Raw genomic sequence first — 21,191 nt, 5'->3', positions numbered from 1 at the left:
GGAGATTTTATTTGATGGTATGATAGGACGAAAATAGTATGTGTACATACTAGCCCAAATAAATGGTGTTTCAAGTGTAGACAAAAAAAGACAAGCCGATAAATGATAGGCTTGTCCTCTAGTAAGTAATTTACATAATTACTCAAAAATATATTTCAATGCTAAGACTGCTTGATCAACTGATTCTACGGTAACATGTGCTTTGCGAGATAGCTCTTTTAAAGGGTGATGATGATTTTCCTGACGAATCAGAATAAGTGGTTTTCCGAAAGCGACTGCTGCACTGGCGTCCATTGCGGTATTCCACTGTTTGTATTGTTCACCAAATAACGCGATAACAACATCTGATTTTTTCATTAAAATTTCCGTTCGTAAGTTATTAAAGCTAGAAGCTGCGGCATCTTTAAATAGTTTACCGGGTTGTTCGCCTAGAATTTCTTCGCCGATGTTGTCTGAGCGGTCATGATCTTCCATGGGGCCGACAAAATCGACAGGTAATTGTAGATCTTTTGCTTGTTGTTTGACTTCATCTCTCCAAGATGTGTGAATTTCCCCAGCTAAGTATACTGTTAATCGCATGAAAACCCCTCCTAGTTTGATAGTCTTTATTGTATCATGCATTATGTCTTCCTTCATCAGATGTACTTGAGAAGAAAGAGTTCATAAATGTGGTACACTGAATAAAAACAGGGAGAGTGGAATATATGAATGGACAAAATCGAGCAGATGTAAAACCTGGATTACGAGTAGCCGTTATTTTAAAGAAAGATCAGCGAAGCGGTGTAAAAACAGAAGGCATCGTTAAAGATTTGCTGACCAATTCCAGTTTTCATCCGCACGGGATTAAAGTACGGCTTGAAGATGGACAAGTTGGTCGTGTAGCAGAAATATTAGCATAATACAAAAAGAGAGGGGGATTCCCTCTCTCTTTTTGTATATACGATTACTCTCCATCGCGATACGTAACGGCTGTACCCGTTGCGATACACATCATCATACCTTCCCGTACCATTTCGAAATCCAAATCGACACCGATGACAGCGTTCGCCCCCATGGCATTTGCTTTCCGGGACATTTCATCCAGTGCTGTTTGACGTGCTTCAGTTAGTTTGCTTTCATAGGCAGCACTACGTCCCCCTACAATATCCGTCACGGATGCAAAAATATCCCGTACGATATTTGCCCCCATAATGGTTTCTCCTGATACAATCCCGTGATACGTTTCAATAGTCCGGCCTTGCAGCATGTTAGTTGTCGTGTGTAACAATTTGATCTCCCCCTTTGGTTTGTATATATACGTTATGATGGAAAGAATGGTTTCAATATATATGTAGAGTGTGAAAATAAAACGCGTACCTGTTCTATGTCAAATGAAGTAATTTCCCGGGGAATTGTATCGAAAAATAGTCATATTCTACGAGTCTCGAAATAAAGGTTCAAAGCGCGCTACCTATCAGGTAGTATGAGTACATAGATAGAAAAAAGGAGATGATAGTATGACAGAACAAATGTATCAGCTTATTTCCATAATCGTGTACATGGCGGCTATGCTGTTCATTGGTTGGTATGCGTTCAAACGTACATCGAACCTGACGGATTATATGCTTGGTGGACGATCGCTTGGGCCGGCTGTTACAGCACTAAGTGCCGGAGCTTCCGATATGTCCGGCTGGCTATTGATGGGACTGCCGGGTGCAATCTATTTAAGTGGATTAGGTGAAGCTTGGCTCGCGGTTGGCTTAACGGTAGGTGCTTATTTGAACTGGTTGTTTGTGGCGCCGCGTTTACGTGCATACACACAAGTTTCAAATAACTCTATCACGATTCCGAGTTTCCTTGAAAACAGGTTAAAAGATACTTCTCGTTTATTGCGGGTAGCTTCAGGTATCATTATTTTAGCATTCTTCACGTTCTACGTATCCTCAGGTATGGTAGCAGGAGGGAAGTTCTTTCAAAGTTCATTCGGTTTAGACTATCATACAGGACTCATTATTGTATCGGTAGTAGTGTTAGCGTATACCTTATTCGGTGGGTTCTTAGCGGTGAGTTATACGGATTTCATCCAGGGATTGATTATGTTTTTAGCGCTCATTTTAGTGCCTTCATTTGGTATTTTCATTACAGGTGGATTTTCAGAAACTGCAGCGAGTATAAGAGAAGTCGATCCTTCGCTCTTTAACTTTGTATCGGGTGTGAGTGTGGTAGGAATCATTTCCTCACTAGCATGGGGACTAGGTTACTTCGGACAGCCGCATATTATCGTTCGCTTTATGGCGATCAGTTCTGTTAAAGAGACGAAAAGTGCTAGACGGATCGGTATTGGCTGGATGTTACTGAGCTTGATAGGTGCAATTGCTACCGCATTAATTGGTATCGCGTATTTTCAGCAAAACAGCGCAGACTTGGCAGATCCAGAAACGGTCTTTATCGTTCTCGGACAGCTCATCTTCCATCCGTTAATTGCAGGTATCATGCTAGCAGCTGTCTTGGCGGCTATTATGAGTACAATATCATCTCAATTGATCGTGACATCATCTGCTTTGATTGAAGACTTGTATAAAGCAGTTTTCAAAACAAACGCTTCAGATAGTCGCTATGTATTTTTAGGCCGCCTGGCAGTTCTGTTCGTGACGATTGTCGCTATATTACTGGCTTGGCCAAATAAAGAATCTGTCTTGAAATTGGTTTCATTCGCTTGGGCAGGGTTTGGTGGAGCTTTCGGTCCTATTATACTCTTATCATTATATTGGAGAAAGCTAACGGCTAAAGGTGCACTATACGGCATGATCGCTGGTGCTATTACAGTCGGTGTTTGGGGTAACGTCAAGTTCTTATCGAGTACATTATATGAAATTGTTCCAGGGTTTGCGATTTGTCTCCTTGTGGCGGTTGTAGTAAGTAAAGCAACGTATACACACAACTCCATAATTGAAAAAGAATACGATGAAACAATGGAATTGCTTGAAGAAGAAAAGTAAATGAAAAGGGCGATCTTGCACTGTTTGTGCATGGATCGCCCTTTTCATTGTGCTTATAATGCATCGGTGAATTCATCACCATCTGGTAGATACTCGTACAATCCAATTTCCTTCAAACCCTTTTTAATCTTCGTCGTATAGCCAAGTTTTTCATTGGATAGGAAAGTAGCCTTTGAAATAATCAGTTGCTTCAGCGTAGGCAAGTAGATAGGATCAATTTGCTGCCAAAGCTGATAAGATTCAATCAAATCTTCTAGTGTTAGGTGTTTATAATCATCACCCTCGAAATGAAATTCCGGAGAGACCTTGTACCAAATATCTCCGTTATCTCGAATCCATTGATCTTTTTGGTAGACAATGGCTCTTTGAATAGTACGCGCAGTGTGAAGATATCGCCAATCTCCAAATTCCTGGTAAGACCGGAGTAGGATATTCATGCCACCGAGTGCATGGTTCATAGATGTATGGGTAGTTACTTTCTGTTTGATTGGAAAGTAATCCGCAATATAATATGCATCGCTAGCTACTCGATTAATATTACCTTTTTGTTGCTGTGAAACGAGCAGATCCGCATAATTACGCAATGGTTCATTCGCTGAAGGGATCCCAAACTCACTGCCGCTATTATAATAGAATAAAGCGATTTGTTCGTTGAAACGCGTATCAATGAATGGTGCATGAATATCATATAAATGTTTGAGATACGTACTGGTTACTTCTGTTTCCCAGTAGGCTTTATCTTGTTTGAAGTTTTTCAAGTTGACGAAAGCATTATAGACTAGATTCTCAAAATAACGCCCTTTATTTTCGTGATAAAGTGTCAATGCGCGATCCTCTTTCAGCATCAATAAAGTACGTCCATAGTTTTGACCTGTAACGGGCATGGGCTCTGTCGAGTCAGCCAGTTTATTATACGAACCATCTGCAGTGTACCAATTATTCCGCTTCTTGTGGTTCTGACTAGTTTCTCTCATCCACTTAAATATATCATCCTTTGAATTAAACAACGGTTCGTCCGAATCGACATACCAATGATCAGCAATTTCCCCTGAATTGGCTTGAAGTGTATAAGAGGATAATAGTGTTTTTCCAGCTAACGCATAGGAAAAATTCTCTTGCTCTTCAAGAAGTTCACGCGAAATACTTTGCTCGCCATTATCATAGCGGAGCGATAATGGTTTGGAGAGATAAGCTTGCCCAATCATTCGCTCTTCTACTGTGCCATCTGTCTTGATGAAACGTAACAGTCCTGTCGGATACGTTGTCATGTCAGCATCGGTCCGATCTTTGTTTTCACGCATGAGTGGATAGCGGTCATAGCGGAATACATTAAAACGTGCAATATCTTCTTCTTTTTGGAGCACTTCTACGGTAATAGGCGTGTCGGTTGGATTGTTTAGTTCCGAGAAAACAAATACATCTTCATTAGGTAATTGACGAACAGTTAGTTTAACTTCTGCCCCATCTGTTCCAACTGCATACCTATACGTACTATCTCGTGAGAAGTCATAATTGGTTTGTGTAAAGTCTATATATTCAAATGCTTCCTTAGAACGTAAATAAAGAGGATGTGTACTGAACGGTACACTACCTAAATGGTTTTCGGGCACACTTTCACTATAGGTAACGGACTCTTCTGGAGCGGTAAGTGTAAATTGCTTCGGTTGTTTTATACGATTGGTTTCCACTAGTATCCGGTGCAAGGCTTTTGAAAAGTATGCTCGCGATACGACCGAGTCTCCATACTGAAGAAACTCCTCTACTTGAGGAAATGTGTAGACAGGAATGTTTTGTACCGTAGCTCGATCCGAACTAGAAGGCCAACTAGTAGATAACACTTTACCAAAGTCCTTTTCCATATCAAAAGCTGTAATGAGTGAATTCCATAGCTCTGTCTTCGTCAATGGTTCATTAAAGCCAAAAACTCCACGTTTGCTTGGTTGGATCCAGCCGTTTTCGACAGCAGTCAAAGCAAAACGTGCTTTATCCGATCCCCATGCGATATCTGAAAAACCGAAAGATTGATCAACGAATTTTGATCCGAATATTTTAGATAAAGATACAGCAGCTTGCCCCCTTGTTAGTGGTGTTTCAGGATGGAACTGCATATCGAAATTGCCTGTGATGATTTTCATTTCATCTAGCTGCATAATTTCATTTTTTGCCCAGTGGTGATTAGAGACGTCTATATATTTTACGTCTGTCGTTTGTGCGCTGGCAGACTGAATGGAACACATGAAAAGTAATGCCAGTAAAACTAGTGCGGTATTCCATTTTCTCACTTCATGACCTCCAACTAAATGTTGCTTCAATACTCTAGTATACCCCAAAATAAATCTTAACGACAACAGAGCAAGCAAAAGGGTACATATGATACAATCGGAATAGAATGACTACTATGAAATGAATAACAGTGGAGGTTTCTATATGAATAAAGAAGAGTTTTTGGAACGCTATGCAATTGATCGAAAGGGTACGAATTCACTGAAGTGGGACAAGTTGGAGGAACGTTTCGGTGATGCAGACTTACTCGCGGCTTGGGTAGCAGATATGGAATTTAAAGCACCAGAGCAAGTGATCGAAGCGTTAAAAGAAAAAGTAGATTTTGGGGTGTTTGGCTATACATATGCACCTGAATCATATTTCGAAGCATTCATTAATTGGGAACGCGAGCACCATGGTTATGAAGTGAAGGAGGAATGGATGCGTTTTTCAACGGGTGTTGTGACAGCGTTATATTGGTTTGTTAATGCATTTACAAAACCTCGGGATGCAGTAATCATTCTATCCCCGGTCTATTATCCTTTTGCCAATGCAGTGAAAGATACTGACCGCACACTAATAAACAGCGAACTCATTAATACTGCTGGCGTTTATACAATTGATTTTGAAGACTTCGAAAAGCAAATAATCGACAATGACGTGAAATTATTCATTCATTGTACACCGCATAATCCCGTTGGCCGTGTATGGACAGCGGAGGAAGCAGAGAAGCTTTTGTCAATCTGTGAAAAGCATGACGTATTGGTCGTGTCGGATGAAATCCATCATGATATGACGTTTGGTGATCATACACATATACCATCTGCGATTGTAGCCAACGGGAAGTACGCTGAGCGTGTCATTACAGTAACTTCCGCTTCAAAAACATTCAACTTGGCGGGCTTGTTAACATCTCAGATCATCATTGAAAATAAAGCATTGCTAGAGCAGTTCGATACGTTTGTGAAATCTGTTAATCAAACGGAAGTGAATATGCTAGGTATGACGGCTGCAGAGGCGGCGTATAATCATGGCGCAGACTGGCTTGAAGGATTACGGGAAGTCGTGAGGTCGAATGAACGCTATGCAGTCGAACAGTTCGCAGAGCATGCACCAAAGTTAATCGTTACACCGTTAGAAGGAACGTATTTACTATGGATCGACTTGCGTGCACATATCCAGCCAGACGGTGTCAAAGAATTTGTGCAAGATACATGTAAACTGGCAATCGACTACGGAGAGTGGTTTGGGGAAAACTCGAAAGGTTTCATACGTTTAAATCTTGGGACAGAACCGAGCTATATTAAACAAGCAGTAGATCGCATCATCGAACACTTGCCCCAATCATAAGTTAGAGTAAAAAGATCACCGTAATTGTCAAAGAGACGATTGTCCACAAGACGTTACGGTGATTTTTTATGCTCTTAAGTAGTCTGATTGTTATTTGCCGGTGGAAAACTGAGCAAAGGTTGCAGTTCTTTCTCTAAGAAAGGCTTTGCTTGCAACATATTCCTAAATGCAACGTAACGATCAATTTGTGCTGGAGTTGGTTTCTTAGTAGTGCGGTAAGCGCGTATCAAGATGTTCTTCGGTGTATGTTCCATATCGATGAATTCCACAAGTTGTGCTTCATATCCAACTAATGTTAGCAACTCTGCGCGGATGGAGTCGGTTGCGAGTGCAGCTAAACGTTCTTTTACTAGGCCGTGCTGCAACATGATGTCGAGCGCAGGAGCTTGAACTTGTGAAAATAGCTCATGCTGACAGCAAGGAACCGATAGAATGACCGAGGCTCCCCAGTTGACGGCTTTAGCCAATGCCATATCTGTTGCTACATCACATGCGTGAAGCGTGACGACCATATCGACTGCGGTATCGCCATCATATTCATTAATATCTCCTACTAGAAATTCTAGTTGATCATAGTGCAAATCACGTGCGATTTCCTGGCACTCTTCAATGACTTCTTTTTTTAGATCTAATCCTGTTACTCGAATATCCAATCCTTTTTCGATTCGCAAGTAATGATACAGTGCAAACGTCAAATAGGATTTACCCGATCCGAAATCGAGTATGCGAATCGGACGGTCTTTTGGCAAGTGTGAAAGCGTGTCATCAATCAGTTCGACGAAGCGATTGATCTGACGAAACTTATCATGTTTTTGATTTTTCACTTTACCTTCAGGCGTTTGAACACCGAGACGAATGAGAAAAGGGTAAGGTGTCCCTTCATTTAAAGCGTAATTCTTTGTACGATTATGCGCATAGTCGACAGTCTTTTCGGTATTGAGGAAAATGCGTTTAATCGAAACTTTCATCTTCTTGGATATTTGAATCTGCATCGTTTCATCTGATAAATCAATATGGAATTGCTTAAAGGTTTCTAAGGCATCGTGCAGAGGTTGCGCTACGTCCTCTAGTGCTACATTGTCATGCTTAAGAATACGTTCATGCTGATATTCAAATTGAATGTAAAATTCACCTTTAAGTTCAAGCGGTTTTAATTTAATTCGCTTCACATCATTGGATTTCATTCGTGGTCCACTAATTGTTGCACGGATGAATGTTCCATCTGTCATGCGTCGCTGGAGTAGTTCCAGCACGTCATCTACTGACATCGTTTGACACTCCTGTCTGTCTTCAGTTCAATAGGAATCCTTGTTTTTTCAAGAATGCCTGAAGATCTGTTCTTCTTGGGGATTCAAGGAAATCAGCCATTTCTTTTGTCCACATCGCATCACGCTGATTGGAATCACGGCTCGCATAGTATTCTTTCATGATTTCATCATATGCTGGTAATAGATCAGTATACTTTTCTTCGTTATACGTATTTTCATGCAACACAGCTTCTACAGGTAAACGTGGTTTGACACCATTGGATTCATTTGGAACACCGATCGACAATCCAAACAGAGGGACAACGCCTTTAGGCAATTCCAGTACTTCGGAGATTTCTTCCATCGCATTTCGTACGCCGCCGATATAGCAAATGCCATAGCCTTTTGATTCGGCAGCAATGACGACATTCTGTGCGAATAGACCGACATCGATTGCGCCTACTAATACATTCTCTACTACCGTGTAGTCAATTTCCTGACCATGTAAACGGGCAGCGTGAGATAACCGGTTATAGTCCATACAAAATACTAATACCGCGCCAGCTGTATAGAATTGACGACGGTTTTTGGACAGTTCAGCCAATTGGCCGCGTTTTTCAGTATCCGTTACATACATTACCGAGCATGCTTGCACGAAGTGTGAACTTGCTGCGTGCTGACCTGCTTTAACTAGTTCCATAATTGTCTCTCTTGAAATCGGTTCATCTTTGTAACGTCGAACCGATGAGTGAGATTTTAATAATTCGATTACCATACAATCCCTCCGCATTCGTTTTCATCAGAACATATATCTTCCTGAAACTCTCCTTTTATCCTACACTATTCTGACCTTTCGGGAAACACTCAAGCTTATTTTGCCTGTTGCCGATCTTATGTTATAAAAGGTTTGCTGGCATCATAGTTCCATATCGTGTATTCGTCGCGCAAACATATTACGAAAGAATCGAAACCTTCAGTTAAAAGAAAGGACGAGGAACCCCGATTGGCAAGACAGATTTGATATGATAGAAGGAAACCATCTATTTAGAAGGGCGTGCTTACTATGAAAATCAATCACGTTGTCTTGCGCTTCATAAAAAAGTGAAATAGTACAACGTTTGGCGGAGATTCATTTTACATCGAACGATTAGTAAACAGAACGAAGGGTAAACTATATATAAAGATGTCGGGGGGATGCTAGCATGGATGTGTTAATTGAAAAGGCCATAATAGTTGGCGTACATGAGCAGAAGGATTTGCATTTCGAATATTCGATGGAAGAACTGAAGAATTTGGCAGAAGCCATCGATGTGGAAGTACTAGGTGAAGTGACACAGAATTTAGAACGGAAAAATCCATCTACTTATATTGGAAGAGGGAAGATCGATGAAATTCGAGATGTGTATGAAGAAACCGAAGCAAATTTACTCATCTTCAATGATGAATTATCACCTTCGCAATTACGAAATCTGGAAAGAGATCTAGAATGTAAAATCATTGACCGTACCATGCTAATACTGGATATCTTTGCGAGGCGGGCACGCAACCGAGAGGCGCAAATGCAAGTTGAATTAGCGCAACTGCAATATACGTTGCCACGACTTGTTGGACTACGTGCTTCACTGAGCAGGCAAGGTGGCGGTACGGGAGGTGGCTTACAGAATAAAGGCGCCGGTGAGACGAAGCTTGAGCTCGATCGTCGGAAAATTGAAGATCAGATCGCGAAGCTTCGCCGTGAACTAGAGCATGTAAGTGATCAACGTGAAACGCAGCGAAAACAGCGTGTCAGGAGCGGTATACCCGTTGTGTCGATCGTGGGTTATACGAACGCTGGGAAATCCACGTTGATGAATCGATTGTTGCAATATACGGATGTGGATGAATCTAAAGAAGTCCGTGAAAAAGATATGCTATTTGCAACGCTCGAAACCGCAGTTAGAAAGATCAAGCTGCATGATAAAAAAGAATTTATTTTAACGGATACCGTAGGATTCGTTTCCAAACTCCCACACCATCTTGTCCAAGCATTCCGTTCGACGCTAGAAGAAGCCAAGAATGCCGATTTATTGTTGCATGTTGTGGACGTTTCCGACGAAGAGCATGGTCATATGATGGATGTTACGAATGAAACGCTAGGAGATATTGGTGTGAAAAGCATCCCTACTATCAACATATATAATAAATCGGATTTGACTGAAGTCTCTTATCCGCGTATAAAAGATCAGAGTATTTGGATGTCAGCTGGCGAAGATCAAGGAATTCCCGAATTGCTGACATTGATTCAACAAAGCTTATTCCGCCAATATGTCACGTGTAAATTATTGATTCCATACGACCGGGGAGAAATCGTTGCACATCTCAATGAAAATGCATCGATTAAAGATACAGCCTATGAAGAAGAAGGTACAATGATGACTGTAGAGATGCCAGAAAGTGAATATGAACGTCTACAAGAATTTATTTTAAAGTGAACATAAAAAAGGGCTGCATGCGCGATGCATGCAGCCAAATCCTTTTATCTTTATTAGAAGAGAAAGGGGGTGGGATGCTTTTAGTTTGCCCGATTACTCAGAATCTAAACCTCTTGATGAAAATTTTTATAAAAGGATTACTATATTCATTTTCGGCATTACATTATTTGTCCTTTAATTTTGATATAAAAAGATGAAACTGAAGAACTTCTAAATCAATCGTACGATTAAGCGGAAACACTATATAAGGAGTGATGGACTATATGAGAAAATGGATAACCATTCTCACGGCAGGAATGTTAGTATTGATCTTAAGTGCTTGTGGCCAAACTGCAGAACCAAAAGAAGATCCAATGACAGGGGAAAAAGAAGAAGTGGTCGTAAAAAGTGAACTGACAGCCAGTGAAGTAATGGAAAAAGCCAATGCGGCGTCTGAAACACAACGAAGTATGCATTCTGATATGGAAATAATGCAAACGTTAGAAATGGGCGATGAGAAGCAAGACATTAATTCAACGATTGATATGGATATGATTATTGAACCGCTCGCCATGCGCCAAACAATGAACATGCAAGTTGGCGATGAAGAAATGGCGATAGAACAGTATATGACAGAAGAAGGCTTCTTCATGAAGGATCCACAATCAGGTGGTTGGATCAAACTGCCGAACGAAATGTATGAGGAAGTCACTGGTCAAATGGCAGGGATGACTGAATCACCTGTTGATTTCACTATGTATGAAGAATACGCTGAAGACTTTACATTTGAAGAGACCAACGATGAATACGTTTTAACTTTAATAGGTTCTGGTGAAAAGTTTAGTGAGCTTATGCAAGAGATGCTGGAGAAGAACATGCCAGCAGGAGCAGATGAAGCCATGTTGGAAGAAACCGATATGAAAGTAGAAAAAGTCGATCTACAATTCACTATCGATAAAAAAACTTTCTTCACAAAAAACTTTGACATGGATATGATCATGACAATGGATGAACAAGGCCAGCAAGTTAAAGTTACGCAGAACATTAAGGGGACCATGACAAAAATTAATGAGATTGATGAAATTAAGATACCGAAGGAAATACTGGACAACGCACAAGAATTGGATAAAAAATGAACCAGCAGTAAATGAATATACCGTTTTCCGTTTCGTACGGAAAACGGTTTTTGTCGTGAAATTTCATTTGAATGAACGAATAACGATATACAAGTCCCGTAATGAGTATTTTTTAAAAAGTATTGATAACGATTTTCAGTTAGTTATTGACATCAGATGCAAAACGCGTTAATGTTGTTCTTGAGCGAATGATAATCATTTTCATTTAAGTGAGAAATGCTCAAATATTCGATATCGGAGTTCTTCATGAAGAAACGTTACTTACTTACAGCCGTTATACTATTATCACTTCTTTCGCTGTTTGTCGGCGCAAGCCGAATCACACCAGTGGACCTATTGGATTGGCGTTCAGAAACAACAGAAATCTTCTTAATTAGTCGAGTTCCTCGATTAGTCGCGATATTACTGGCGGGTGCAGGGATGAGTATTGCAGGTTTGATTATGCAACAACTGAGCCGCAATAAATTTGTATCTCCTACTACGGCAGGAACGTTGGATGCGACGAAACTTGGAATTTTAGTGTCTATGTTGATCTTTACTAACGCAACACTATTAGAAAAAATGGCGGTGTCGTTTACATTCGCCTTACTTGGTACCTTCTTGTTTATGCAAATTCTTGATCGTATTAAATTCAAAGATGCGATTTTCATACCGCTCGTTGGATTAATGTTCGGGAGTATCTTATCTTCCATCACCACATTTTTTGCATTTAAAGCGAACGTGATCCAGAATATGTCTGCATGGCTTCAAGGAGACTTTTCCATGATCATGAAAGGCCGTTATGAACTTTTGTATATTAGTATACCTGTGTTGATCATTACATATTTATATGCGAACCGATTTACAGTGGCAGGTATGGGAGAAGACTTTTCCAAGAACTTAGGACTAGCTTACAAGAGTATTGTCAATATCGGGTTGATCTTAGTCGCTTTGATTACGACAACCGTCGTATTGACAGTCGGACTGATTCCTTTCCTAGGGTTAATCATTCCGAACATCGTCTCGATTTTCAAAGGAGACCATTTGCAAAAGACGTTGCCGCATACTGCATTGCTAGGTGCAATCTTCCTTCTGATCTGCGACATTCTAGGCAGGGTTATTATTTTTCCGTATGAAATTTCGATCAGTTTAATGGTCGGTGTCATCGGAAGCGCAATCTTCCTATTCTTGCTGTTTAGGGGGAAAGCCTATGCGTAACTCAACCAAATTACTGATTTTGTTGGCATTTTCATTAGTATTTTGCGGATTATACCTATTTCAAGATTTGAACGGCAGCTATGATTATGCACTTCCTAGAAGAGCAGTTAAAGTGGTAGCGATGATTTTAACTGGTGTAGCAGTGGCATATTCCACAGTCATTTTCCAGACCATCACGCATAACCGTATTTTGACACCAAGCATCATGGGATTGGATTCACTCTATATCTTGCTGCAAACTGTTCTCATATTCTTTTTCGGGTCCACTTCATTTGTCCTGATCAACCAGCAGTTTAACTTCATGCTATCGGTAGGCGCGATGATATTGTTCGCCTTACTGCTTTATCACTTTTTATTCGGAAAAGGGAACCGGCCAATTTATTTCTTATTGCTAGTCGGTATCATCGTCGGTACATTTTTCGGTAGTATTTCAACATTCTTGCAAGTGATGATTGATCCAAATGAATTCATGCGTGTGCAAGATAAGATGTTTGCGAGTTTCAACAACATCAATGGGGACCTCGTTTGGTGGGCATTGTCCATATTGGTTATCACACTAATTATCGGTTGGCGCTATATCAATGAACTCGATGTTTTATCATTGGGACGCGATACAGCAATCAATCTAGGTGTGCCATACCAGTCAGTCGTCAAGATCATGCTGATTTTATCCGCAGTATTGATTGCGGTGTCCACAGCACTTGTAGGTCCGATCACATTCTTCGGGCTAATCGTAGCCAACTTGTCTTACCAATTCTTCAACACATTCAAGCATTCAGTGTTAATCGCAGGTGCTGCGTTGATGAGTGTCATTGCATTAGTTGGCGGACAGTGGGTCGTTGAACGTCTATTTTCTTTCTCGACCACACTCAGTGTAATCATTAACTTTGTCGGTGGCGTTTACTTTATCTACTTACTATTAAAGGAGAGTCGATCCTCATGATTCAAGTTCGTGAGCTAACGAAGTTCTATGGAAAAAAAGCAGTCGTCGAAAAGGTCAGTGTAAATATTCACCGTGGAAAAATCACATCTTTCATTGGACCGAATGGGGCTGGTAAATCTACTCTCCTGTCAATGGTAAGTCGATTAATGGATGCTGACACAGGCGAAGTATTGCTCGATAAAAGTAAAGTGAAAAGTATGAAGTCCAATGATTTTGCTAAGCGCGTCGCGATATTAAAACAATCTAACTTCATGAATGTCAAACTTACCATCCGTGAACTTGTTTCGTTCGGCCGTTTCCCGCACTGTAAGGGCCGTCTGCGAGAAGAGGATGAGCGGATGGTAGATCAAGCGTTGGAGTACATGGGTCTGATAGACATGCAAGAAGCATACTTGGATGAGTTATCCGGCGGTCAGCGTCAGCGAGCTTTCATTGCGATGACAATTGCACAAGACACCGATTATATTCTGCTCGATGAACCACTGAATAACCTGGACATGAAACACTCCGTGCAAATCATGAAAATCTTGCGTCAGCTTGTCGACGATCTTGGCAAAACGGTTGTCATTGTCTTGCATGACATCAACTTTGCCTCTGTCTATTCAGACCGCATCGTTGCGTTAAAGAACGGAAAAGTTGTCAAGGATGGTATAACAAACGATATTATTACTTCAGATTCATTACGCGAAATTTATGATATGGAAATCCCGATTCAACAAATGAAAGATTGCCGTATTTGTGTGTACTTTAACTCTTAAACTACATTATTCAAAGTGAGGAATTAGACAAAAATGAAAAAGTTAACCCTTTCTCTATTCGCAATAATCTTAATGCTTGCACTAGCTGCCTGTGGCGGTACGACAGACGAAGAAAAGCCTGCAGACAATGCAACACCTGAAGACAAGCCAGCTGAAGAAAGCAAAGAAGTGACAATCACACATGAACTTGGTGAAACAACACTTGAAAAGAACCCAGAAAAGGTAGTAGTGTTCGACTTTGGAACATTGGATACGTTGGATGAGCTAGGAATTGAAGTAGCGGGTCTTCCACAATCAAGCGTACCGGGTTACCTTTCTAAATACGAAGACGAAAAGTATGAGAATCTTGGTAGTCTAAAAGAACCTGACTTTGAAGCAATCAATGCGATGAAGCCAGACGTGATTTTCATCTCTGGACGTCAAACAGACTTGTATGACCAGTTATCTGAAATTGCTCCAACAATCTACATGGGTGTTGATACAGCGAACTACATGGAATCATTCAAAGAGAACATGGGGAAAATTGCTACAATCTTCGATAAAGAAGATGAAATGAACTCAGAACTAGCAGACGTAGATGCAAGTATTGAAGATATCAAAACTAAAACTGAAGGTATCGATAGCAATGCATTGATCATCCTGGCAACTGAAGGAAAAGTAAGTGCATACGGCCCAAGCTCACGTTTCGGCATAGTCCATGATGTATTCGGTTTTGAACCTGCCGATAAGAACATCGAAGTTTCTACACATGGACAAAATATTACATTTGAATATATTTTAGAAACAAATCCAGATATTCTATTCATCATTGACCGCGACGCAGCAATCGGTAACGGTGCAACAGCGAAAGATTCTGTTGAAAACGATCTTGTGAAGAAAACAAATGCATTCAAGAACGATAAAATGGTCTATTTGAACGGTGAATACTGGTACCTATCTGGTGGCGGTCTTCAATCAATCAAAGAAATGATCAAAGAAGTAGAAGTTGGACTATAAGAACGAATGAAATCCCGGGAGACTCTGTCTTCTGGGATTTTTTCATCTTCAAAAATGTTCTTTAGCTTTAAATTGTTGGGTTGTGTTCAATATACTTGAAGGAACGCTCTATCACGTTGCTTGTCCGCTCATACTTGCGGCGAATCCGCTCATACTTGTAGCACAACCGCTCTATCGGGTCGGGTGTTCGCTCATACTTGTAGCGTATCCGCTCAATCAGGTCGCGTGTCCGCTCATATCGATAGCCCACCCGCTCAATCACCACCTGCAAAACCCACAACCACAAAAGCCCACAAACATCCAAAAAACAAAACTAGTCAAATACAACTAAAAAGTGCTATAATGACAACTGTAAAGACACCTAAAGATTGCACAATAGAAAGGTAGAAGCCCTGTGAAAAAGAAAGAACTATCACGAAATAAATTATTAGGCATAGCAGGTACAGGTTGGATGTTCGACGCGATGGATGTTGGAATCTTGTCATTCGTCATTGCAGCATTAGCTGTAGAGTGGAATCTAACGTCGACTGAGATGGGTTGGATTGGTAGTGTTAACTCTATTGGTATGGCGATAGGTGCATTCGGATTCGGGTTATTGGCTGATCGGATTGGACGTAAGCAAGTATTTATGATGACATTGATCTTATTTTCCGTAGCGAGTGGCCTATCTGCTTTGACGACGACGTTATGGGCGTTTTTAGCTTTGCGTTTCTTAGTAGGAGCAGGGTTAGGGGGAGAGCTGCCTGTTGCGTCTACTTTAGTTTCGGAAAGCGTATCCGCAAAAGAGCGGGGGCGTGTGGTGGTGTTACTCGAAAGCTTCTGGGCGGCGGGCTGGCTTATAGCGGCTTTAATAGCGTATTTCGTTATCCCGGAATTCGGCTGGAGAGTCGCTCTGATCATCACGGCACTACCGGCATTTTATGCGATTTACTTACGTCGTAATTTGCCGGACTCCAAGAAGTTTGAAGAACAAGAAAAAACTTCACAAACGACAGGACAGAAGCTTAAGCAACTACTGGCTCCGGTGTTTAGAAAACGGACAATTATGTTGTGGATCGTTTGGTTTGCTGTGGTCTTCTCTTACTATGGCATGTTCCTTTGGTTACCGAGCGTCATGGTGATCAAAGGTTTCAGTCTAATTAAAAGTTTTGGCTATGTATTATTGATGACACTAGCGCAGTTACCAGGCTATTTTAGTGCCGCATGGCTAATTGAGCGCATAGGACGTAAATTTGTCCTCGCTACCTTTTTAATTGGAACGGCACTCAGCGCTCTAGCTTTCGGCAATGCGGATACATTGACAACTTTGATGGTAGCCGGTGCATTTTTATCCTTCTTTAACTTAGGGGCATGGGGGGCACTCTACGCTTATTCACCCGAACAATATCCTACCGCGATTCGAGCGACAGGCTCCGGGGTTGCCGCTGCAGTGGGGCGAGTGGGAGGAATTTTCGGACCACTTCTCGTTGGCTCATTATTAACGGCAGGATACGGTTTCGGAGTAGTCTTTGGTATTTTCTGCGGAGCAATCATGGTAGGGGTACTAGCTGTTATTTTCCTCGGAACAGAAACAAAGCAAACAGAGTTAACGTAGTATAAAATAAGTCGTTTCCATTTTACATAAATGGAAGCGGCTTTTTTGATGGTTAATATTTTTTATTCAACAGCGAAACCTTTATAATTGCAGAAAGGAGTGAATACAATGTTTCGTGTACCAGATGAAATTGCGCGTGTTGCTTTAGAACGTAGCGAAGGATTTCCAGTAGAAGGCTTTGTTCACGGAGAAGGTCCGAAATCACCGACACTCTTACTGGTTGGAGAAGCGCCAGGAGAACATGAAGCGATACATGGTATTCCGTTCATTGGCCGTGCAGGTGACGAATTAATGAAATCCCTTGCATCGATCGGGTTAACACGTGAAGATGTCTATATGACGAGTTCGTTCCGCAGTAGACCGTATAAATGGGGGACCAAGAAAGAACGGGATGGTAGTTTGACGGAGCGTAAGTATAATCGTCCACCCACACAAAAAGAACAATTGGCTCATGCGCTCGTTCTCGATTTTGAAATAGCCAATCTTCAACCGAAGCTCATCGTCACACTAGGCAATATCGGTCTGCAGCGATTGCTAGGCAAACATGCGAAAGTCACGGCGCTTCATGGGCAAATGCTGACGCAACCTGTGCAATATTTAGCGACATTAGAAGATAAGCAATATAGTTTAACGGATGAATCGTACACTATAATTCCGACATTCCATCCAGCGTCCGTGTTTTATCGACCTTCTCTAAGGCCCGATTTGGAAGCCGATTGGCAACGCATTGGTGAATATCTTCAAAGACAAATGCAACACCCGTTTGAATGAGATAGAAAAGAGGAAACACCATGAATGATCAAGTAAAATCTAAAGGATCTGTAAAAAACTTTATGAGTCTGGTCAAGACATTGCATTGGCCAGTTGCCGTAACAATCTTTGCACTAGTACTATCTCTCGTTGAAACCGCTGCAGGACTAGCTGTTCCACTAATCACCAAAGATTTAGTAGACTCGTTCACAAGTGAATTATTGAACTGGAAAACGGGTGTTTTTCTGCTCATTTTATTCGTAGTACAAGCAATTGCTGGTGGTTTCTCCTACTATATGCTGGCCTATATTGGTGAGACGGTAGTGGCGGATCTACGCGATCAATTATGGCAAAAGGTATTGCGTTTACCTGTACCATATTTTGATCAAAATGAAACGGGTGAAACGATGAGTCGGATTACACAAGACACGACTGTATTAAAATCACTTGTTTCAGAGCATTTAGTATCGTTCATTTCGGGCATGATCTCGATTATTGGAGCGGTTATTATTTTATTAGTGCTTGATTGGAAAATGACGGTTATCATGTTGATCAGTGTACCTGTTAGCATGGCGATCTTGTATCCGCTTGGACGTTTAATGCACAAAGTAGCGAAAGCAACACAGGCTGAAATGGCGAAATTTTCAGGACATCTCGGCCGAGTGCTTGGAGATATCCGATTAGTGAAAGCATATCGCGCAGAATCTGCTGAAGGTGAAAAAGGCAAAATCGCTATTCAATCTCTATTTCGATATGGACTAAAAGAAGCAAAAATACAGGCTGTTATTTCACCTGTCATGATGTTGACGATGATGGGTATCCTAGTAGTAATTCTTGGTTATGGAGGAGCGCAAGTTGCAAAAGGCGCGTTGTCAGCAGGAACACTAGTTGCAATTATTTTCTTGCTATTTCAGATCATCGTACCATTTGCGCAGATGGCTCAATTTTTCACTTCATTCCAAAAAGCAGTAGGAGCGACAGAGAGAATTCAAGGGATTCTGCGAATGAACTCAGAGCCAGCAGACGGTGAATATATGCCGAAAACGGAAGGCGCCATTGCATTTTCAACTGTTCACTTTTCATATGAAGAGGGAAAAGATGTAGTGAATGGAATATCGTTCACTGCGGAGCGAGGAACTGTAACGGCGTTCGTTGGACCAAGCGGTGGAGGGAAGACGACGATCTTTTCATTGATGGAGAGATTTTATCAACCGACTTCTGGTGAAATATGGCTTGGGGCAGATCCAATCCAAATGATTCCGTTATCGGAGTGGCGTAGACGTATAGGCTACGTATCGCAGGAAAGCCCGTTATTGAGTGGAACCATCTTAGATAACATTGCGTACGGTCTTGAAAAGAGACCCCCTCTTGAACAAGTAATTGAAGCTGCGAAAGCCGCCAATGCGTATACTTTCATCAGTGATATGCCGGATCAATTCGATACGATGGTAGGGGAGCGTGGGATGAAGCTGTCAGGTGGCCAACGCCAACGTATTGCCATCGCGCGTGCATTATTGCATAACCCTGAAATTTTATTGTTGGATGAAGCGACGTCGAATTTAGATAGCGGTTCGGAAACGCATGTCCAAGAAGCGTTACGCCATTTGATGCAAGGTAGAACTACGCTTATTATCGCACACCGATTGGCAACTGTACTGCATGCAGATCAACTACTATTTTTAGAAAATGGTCAAATTACCGGTAGAGGAAGTCACACCGAACTATTGAAATCACATAATCTCTATCGCGAGTTTGCAGAAGGTCAAGGATTGGCATGAGAACTGAAAGGAGAAGATTGTATGTATGAACCGATTGATTCGTCTTTCTTCAATGTACCTGTACTAGAGCTTGCCCGTAATTTGGTCGGTCAATATATTGTCCATGAACAACCCGAAGGTCTATCGGTGGTCAGAATTGTGGAAACCGAAGCGTATCATGGAGCAGAAGACCGTGCTGCGCATAGTTATGGTAATCGCAGAACAAAGCGTACTGAAATTATGTTCGGTGAACCGGGTTCCGTCTATACATATCAAATGCACACGCACACACTGATGAATGTTGTCTGTGCACAAGAGGGAACACCGCACGCTGTATTACTGCGGGCAGGTGAACCAATAGAAGGAATAAATCATATGCAACAACGTCGTGGCATACACATTAAAAAAGAGACCGATCTTACAAATGGTCCCGGAAAGCTTTCCAAAGCTCTTGGTGTGACGATGTCATACTACGGCCACCATTGGACTCAAAGGCCTCTCTTTATAGCAGAAGGCTTACCTCAGGCTGAAATAGAGGCTGGTCCGCGAGTAGGGATTGGAAACACGGGTGAAGCCGTGTATTATCCTTGGCGTTTTTATGAAAAAGACAACCCGTTCGTCTCAAAATATAGAAAATAGACGAACGAACATCTCAAATTTGTTTGGTTACAGAGAAGAATAGGGGAAATTATGAAAAGAATATTGAAAATGGGCAGTGCGTTTATTGGAATTATCGTAGGAGCAGGATTTGCTTCCGGTAATGAAATCATGACGTATTTTACGAGTTTCGGTTATTTAGGTATGATTGGCGCAGTGATTTGTACAGCACTGTTCGCTTACTTGGGAATGACATTAACGCGTCTAGGAAGTCGAATGCGAACACCTTCACACAAAGACGTGATTTACAAAATCAGTGGGCGCTATTTAGGTGTAATAGTAGATGGCATTATTATCTTTACACTATTTGGCGTGGGTGTAGTAATGCTGGCGGGTGCCGGTGCCAACCTACATCAGCAATTTGGCTTACCGACATTTGTAGGCAGTTTGCTTATGATAGTTTTGGTGTTCTTGACGATATTATTAAACGTAGATAAAGTGGTGGCTGTAATCGGAAGTGTAACACCGTTTTTAATTATTACAGTAGTTGCCGTATCCGTTTACAGTATCGTCACGATGGATACAACATTCGCGATTCTTGATCCAGTTGCACAAGCATTGCCTACGACATTGCCGAATTGGTTCATATCTGCTATTAACTATGTGTCATTTAATATTGCGGTAGGTGCTTCGATGGCAATTGTTATGGGCGGTGCAGAAAAAGATGAAAAGATTGCAGCACGAGGTGGATTCGTAGGTGGCCTTATGTTAGGTATTTTAATACTGTTAAGTCACTTGGCGATTTTTTCACAGGTGGAAAACGTTGCAGGATCAGATCTGCCGATGCTTGCGATTATCAATAATATTTCACCGATCTTTGCAATTTTCATGGCGGTTATTTTATACGGTATGATCTTCAATACAGCAGTCAGTATGTTCTATGCGTTTGGTGCTCGATTCATTCCAGGTGGAACAATGAAGTTTAAGTTATTCGTAGCATTTTCACTAGTCGTGGGCTATGCTTTAAGTTTTTTTGGATTCACGAAATTGGTCAATACACTATATCCAGTTGTCGGTTATTTAGGTCTGTTTTTAGTAGCTGCACTCATTATGGCATCGATTCGTATGCCAAAGAGAATATAAAAAATACCCCCGCGAATGATTTCGCGGGGTTGT

General features: G+C 41.4%; 20 protein-coding genes. 14 read left to right on the top strand and 6 right to left on the bottom strand.

Translation table 11 applies throughout. The annotated features are described in order from the left end of the window. Positions 1-138: 138 nt before the first annotated feature. A complete protein-coding gene (locus CSV61_RS04610; protein WP_083034201.1) occupies positions 139-579 on the bottom strand; it encodes a YtoQ family protein in 441 nt (146 codons plus the stop codon). 125 nt (positions 580-704) lie between these two features. Between CSV61_RS04610 and CSV61_RS04605 the strand changes: the two genes are divergently transcribed. Then, positions 705-899 (top strand): YwbE family protein, encoded by a 195-nt coding sequence (locus CSV61_RS04605; RefSeq protein WP_083034200.1) that lies wholly within the window; start codon positions 705-707, stop codon positions 897-899. A 44-nt stretch (positions 900-943) separates the two neighbouring features. On the opposite strand, the gene CSV61_RS04600 is transcribed toward CSV61_RS04605, so the two are convergent. Further along, positions 944-1,267: a YbjQ family protein gene (locus CSV61_RS04600; protein WP_083034199.1), complete on the bottom strand. Its 324-nt coding sequence runs from the start codon at positions 1,265-1,267 to the stop codon at positions 944-946. A gap of 229 nt (positions 1,268-1,496) precedes the next feature. Between CSV61_RS04600 and putP the strand changes: the two genes are divergently transcribed. Then, positions 1,497-2,978 (top strand): sodium/proline symporter PutP, encoded by a 1,482-nt coding sequence (putP, locus tag CSV61_RS04595; RefSeq protein ID WP_099638283.1) that lies wholly within the window; start codon positions 1,497-1,499, stop codon positions 2,976-2,978. 53 nt (positions 2,979-3,031) lie between these two features. On the opposite strand, the gene CSV61_RS04590 is transcribed toward putP, so the two are convergent. After that, on the bottom strand, positions 3,032-5,260 hold the full coding sequence (locus CSV61_RS04590; protein ID WP_099638282.1) for an S-layer homology domain-containing protein: 2,229 nt from the start codon (positions 5,258-5,260) through the stop codon (positions 3,032-3,034). A gap of 145 nt (positions 5,261-5,405) precedes the next feature. On the opposite strand from CSV61_RS04590, the gene CSV61_RS04585 reads away from it, so the two are divergent. After that, positions 5,406-6,590, top strand: a complete 1,185-nt coding sequence (locus CSV61_RS04585; RefSeq protein WP_099638281.1) for a MalY/PatB family protein — start codon at positions 5,406-5,408, stop codon at positions 6,588-6,590. A gap of 74 nt (positions 6,591-6,664) precedes the next feature. On the opposite strand, the gene CSV61_RS04580 is transcribed toward CSV61_RS04585, so the two are convergent. Together CSV61_RS04580 and nfsA are read right to left on the bottom strand one after the other, a co-directional pair. Next, positions 6,665-7,858 carry a class I SAM-dependent methyltransferase gene (locus CSV61_RS04580; protein ID WP_099638280.1) on the bottom strand — a complete coding sequence of 398 codons (1,194 nt, stop codon included), beginning with the start codon at positions 7,856-7,858 and terminating at the stop codon, positions 6,665-6,667. Between the two features lie 22 nt (positions 7,859-7,880). Further along, the gene (gene nfsA / locus CSV61_RS04575) at positions 7,881-8,612 is read right to left on the bottom strand and encodes an oxygen-insensitive NADPH nitroreductase (RefSeq protein ID WP_099638279.1); all 732 of its coding nucleotides are present in this window, start codon (positions 8,610-8,612) and stop codon (positions 7,881-7,883) included. A 427-nt stretch (positions 8,613-9,039) separates the two neighbouring features. On the opposite strand from nfsA, the gene hflX reads away from it, so the two are divergent. The 6 genes from hflX to CSV61_RS04545 all read left to right on the top strand — a co-directional run bounded on the left by hflX (position 9,040) and on the right by CSV61_RS04545 (position 15,317). Beyond that, a complete protein-coding gene (gene hflX, locus CSV61_RS04570; RefSeq protein ID WP_083034193.1) occupies positions 9,040-10,308 on the top strand; it encodes a GTPase HflX in 1,269 nt (422 codons plus the stop codon). A 263-nt stretch (positions 10,309-10,571) separates the two neighbouring features. Then, positions 10,572-11,423 carry a DUF6612 family protein gene (locus CSV61_RS04565; RefSeq protein WP_099638278.1) on the top strand — a complete coding sequence of 284 codons (852 nt, stop codon included), beginning with the start codon at positions 10,572-10,574 and terminating at the stop codon, positions 11,421-11,423. Positions 11,424-11,669: 246 nt separating this feature from the next. Continuing rightward, positions 11,670-12,620 carry an ABC transporter permease gene (locus CSV61_RS04560; RefSeq protein WP_099638277.1) on the top strand — a complete coding sequence of 317 codons (951 nt, stop codon included), beginning with the start codon at positions 11,670-11,672 and terminating at the stop codon, positions 12,618-12,620. Continuing rightward, complete coding sequence (locus CSV61_RS04555; RefSeq protein WP_083034190.1) at positions 12,613-13,563, top strand: iron chelate uptake ABC transporter family permease subunit; 951 nt, start codon at positions 12,613-12,615, stop codon at positions 13,561-13,563. Before CSV61_RS04560 ends, CSV61_RS04555 begins: the two co-directional genes overlap by 8 nt. Continuing rightward, a complete protein-coding gene (locus CSV61_RS04550) occupies positions 13,560-14,321 on the top strand; it encodes an iron ABC transporter ATP-binding protein (RefSeq protein WP_099638276.1) in 762 nt (253 codons plus the stop codon). The genes CSV61_RS04555 and CSV61_RS04550 overlap by 4 nt, the downstream gene beginning before the upstream one ends. A gap of 33 nt (positions 14,322-14,354) precedes the next feature. Continuing rightward, positions 14,355-15,317 (top strand): siderophore ABC transporter substrate-binding protein, encoded by a 963-nt coding sequence (locus CSV61_RS04545; RefSeq protein ID WP_099638275.1) that lies wholly within the window; start codon positions 14,355-14,357, stop codon positions 15,315-15,317. A gap of 67 nt (positions 15,318-15,384) precedes the next feature. Here the strand turns inward: CSV61_RS04545 and CSV61_RS16540 are convergent, their stop codons facing one another. Next, a complete protein-coding gene (locus CSV61_RS16540) occupies positions 15,385-15,567 on the bottom strand; it encodes a hypothetical protein (RefSeq protein ID WP_143561056.1) in 183 nt (60 codons plus the stop codon). 201 nt (positions 15,568-15,768) lie between these two features. Here CSV61_RS16540 and CSV61_RS04540 point away from each other — a divergent pair, with 201 nt between their 5' ends. From CSV61_RS04540 to CSV61_RS04520, 5 genes are all read left to right on the top strand, one after another. Then, positions 15,769-16,911 carry an MFS transporter gene (locus CSV61_RS04540; RefSeq protein ID WP_199173595.1) on the top strand — a complete coding sequence of 381 codons (1,143 nt, stop codon included), beginning with the start codon at positions 15,769-15,771 and terminating at the stop codon, positions 16,909-16,911. A 108-nt stretch (positions 16,912-17,019) separates the two neighbouring features. Then, positions 17,020-17,682, top strand: coding sequence for a uracil-DNA glycosylase (locus CSV61_RS04535; RefSeq protein ID WP_099638273.1), 663 nt, complete (start codon positions 17,020-17,022; stop codon positions 17,680-17,682). A 20-nt stretch (positions 17,683-17,702) separates the two neighbouring features. Continuing rightward, positions 17,703-19,439, top strand: coding sequence for an ABC transporter ATP-binding protein (locus tag CSV61_RS04530; RefSeq protein WP_099638272.1), 1,737 nt, complete (start codon positions 17,703-17,705; stop codon positions 19,437-19,439). A 21-nt stretch (positions 19,440-19,460) separates the two neighbouring features. Beyond that, positions 19,461-20,057: a DNA-3-methyladenine glycosylase gene (locus tag CSV61_RS04525; RefSeq protein WP_083034184.1), complete on the top strand. Its 597-nt coding sequence runs from the start codon at positions 19,461-19,463 to the stop codon at positions 20,055-20,057. 51 nt (positions 20,058-20,108) lie between these two features. Continuing rightward, positions 20,109-21,158 carry a YkvI family membrane protein gene (locus tag CSV61_RS04520; protein WP_099638271.1) on the top strand — a complete coding sequence of 350 codons (1,050 nt, stop codon included), beginning with the start codon at positions 20,109-20,111 and terminating at the stop codon, positions 21,156-21,158. The last annotated feature ends 33 nt before the right edge of the window (positions 21,159-21,191 follow it).

Source organism: Sporosarcina sp. P3 (assembly GCF_002743415.1).
Lineage (GTDB): Bacteria > Bacillota > Bacilli > Bacillales_A > Planococcaceae > Sporosarcina > Sporosarcina ureae_A.
The sequence above is the reverse complement of the archived record's forward strand: the minus strand, read 5'-3'. Positions and strand labels throughout refer to the sequence as shown.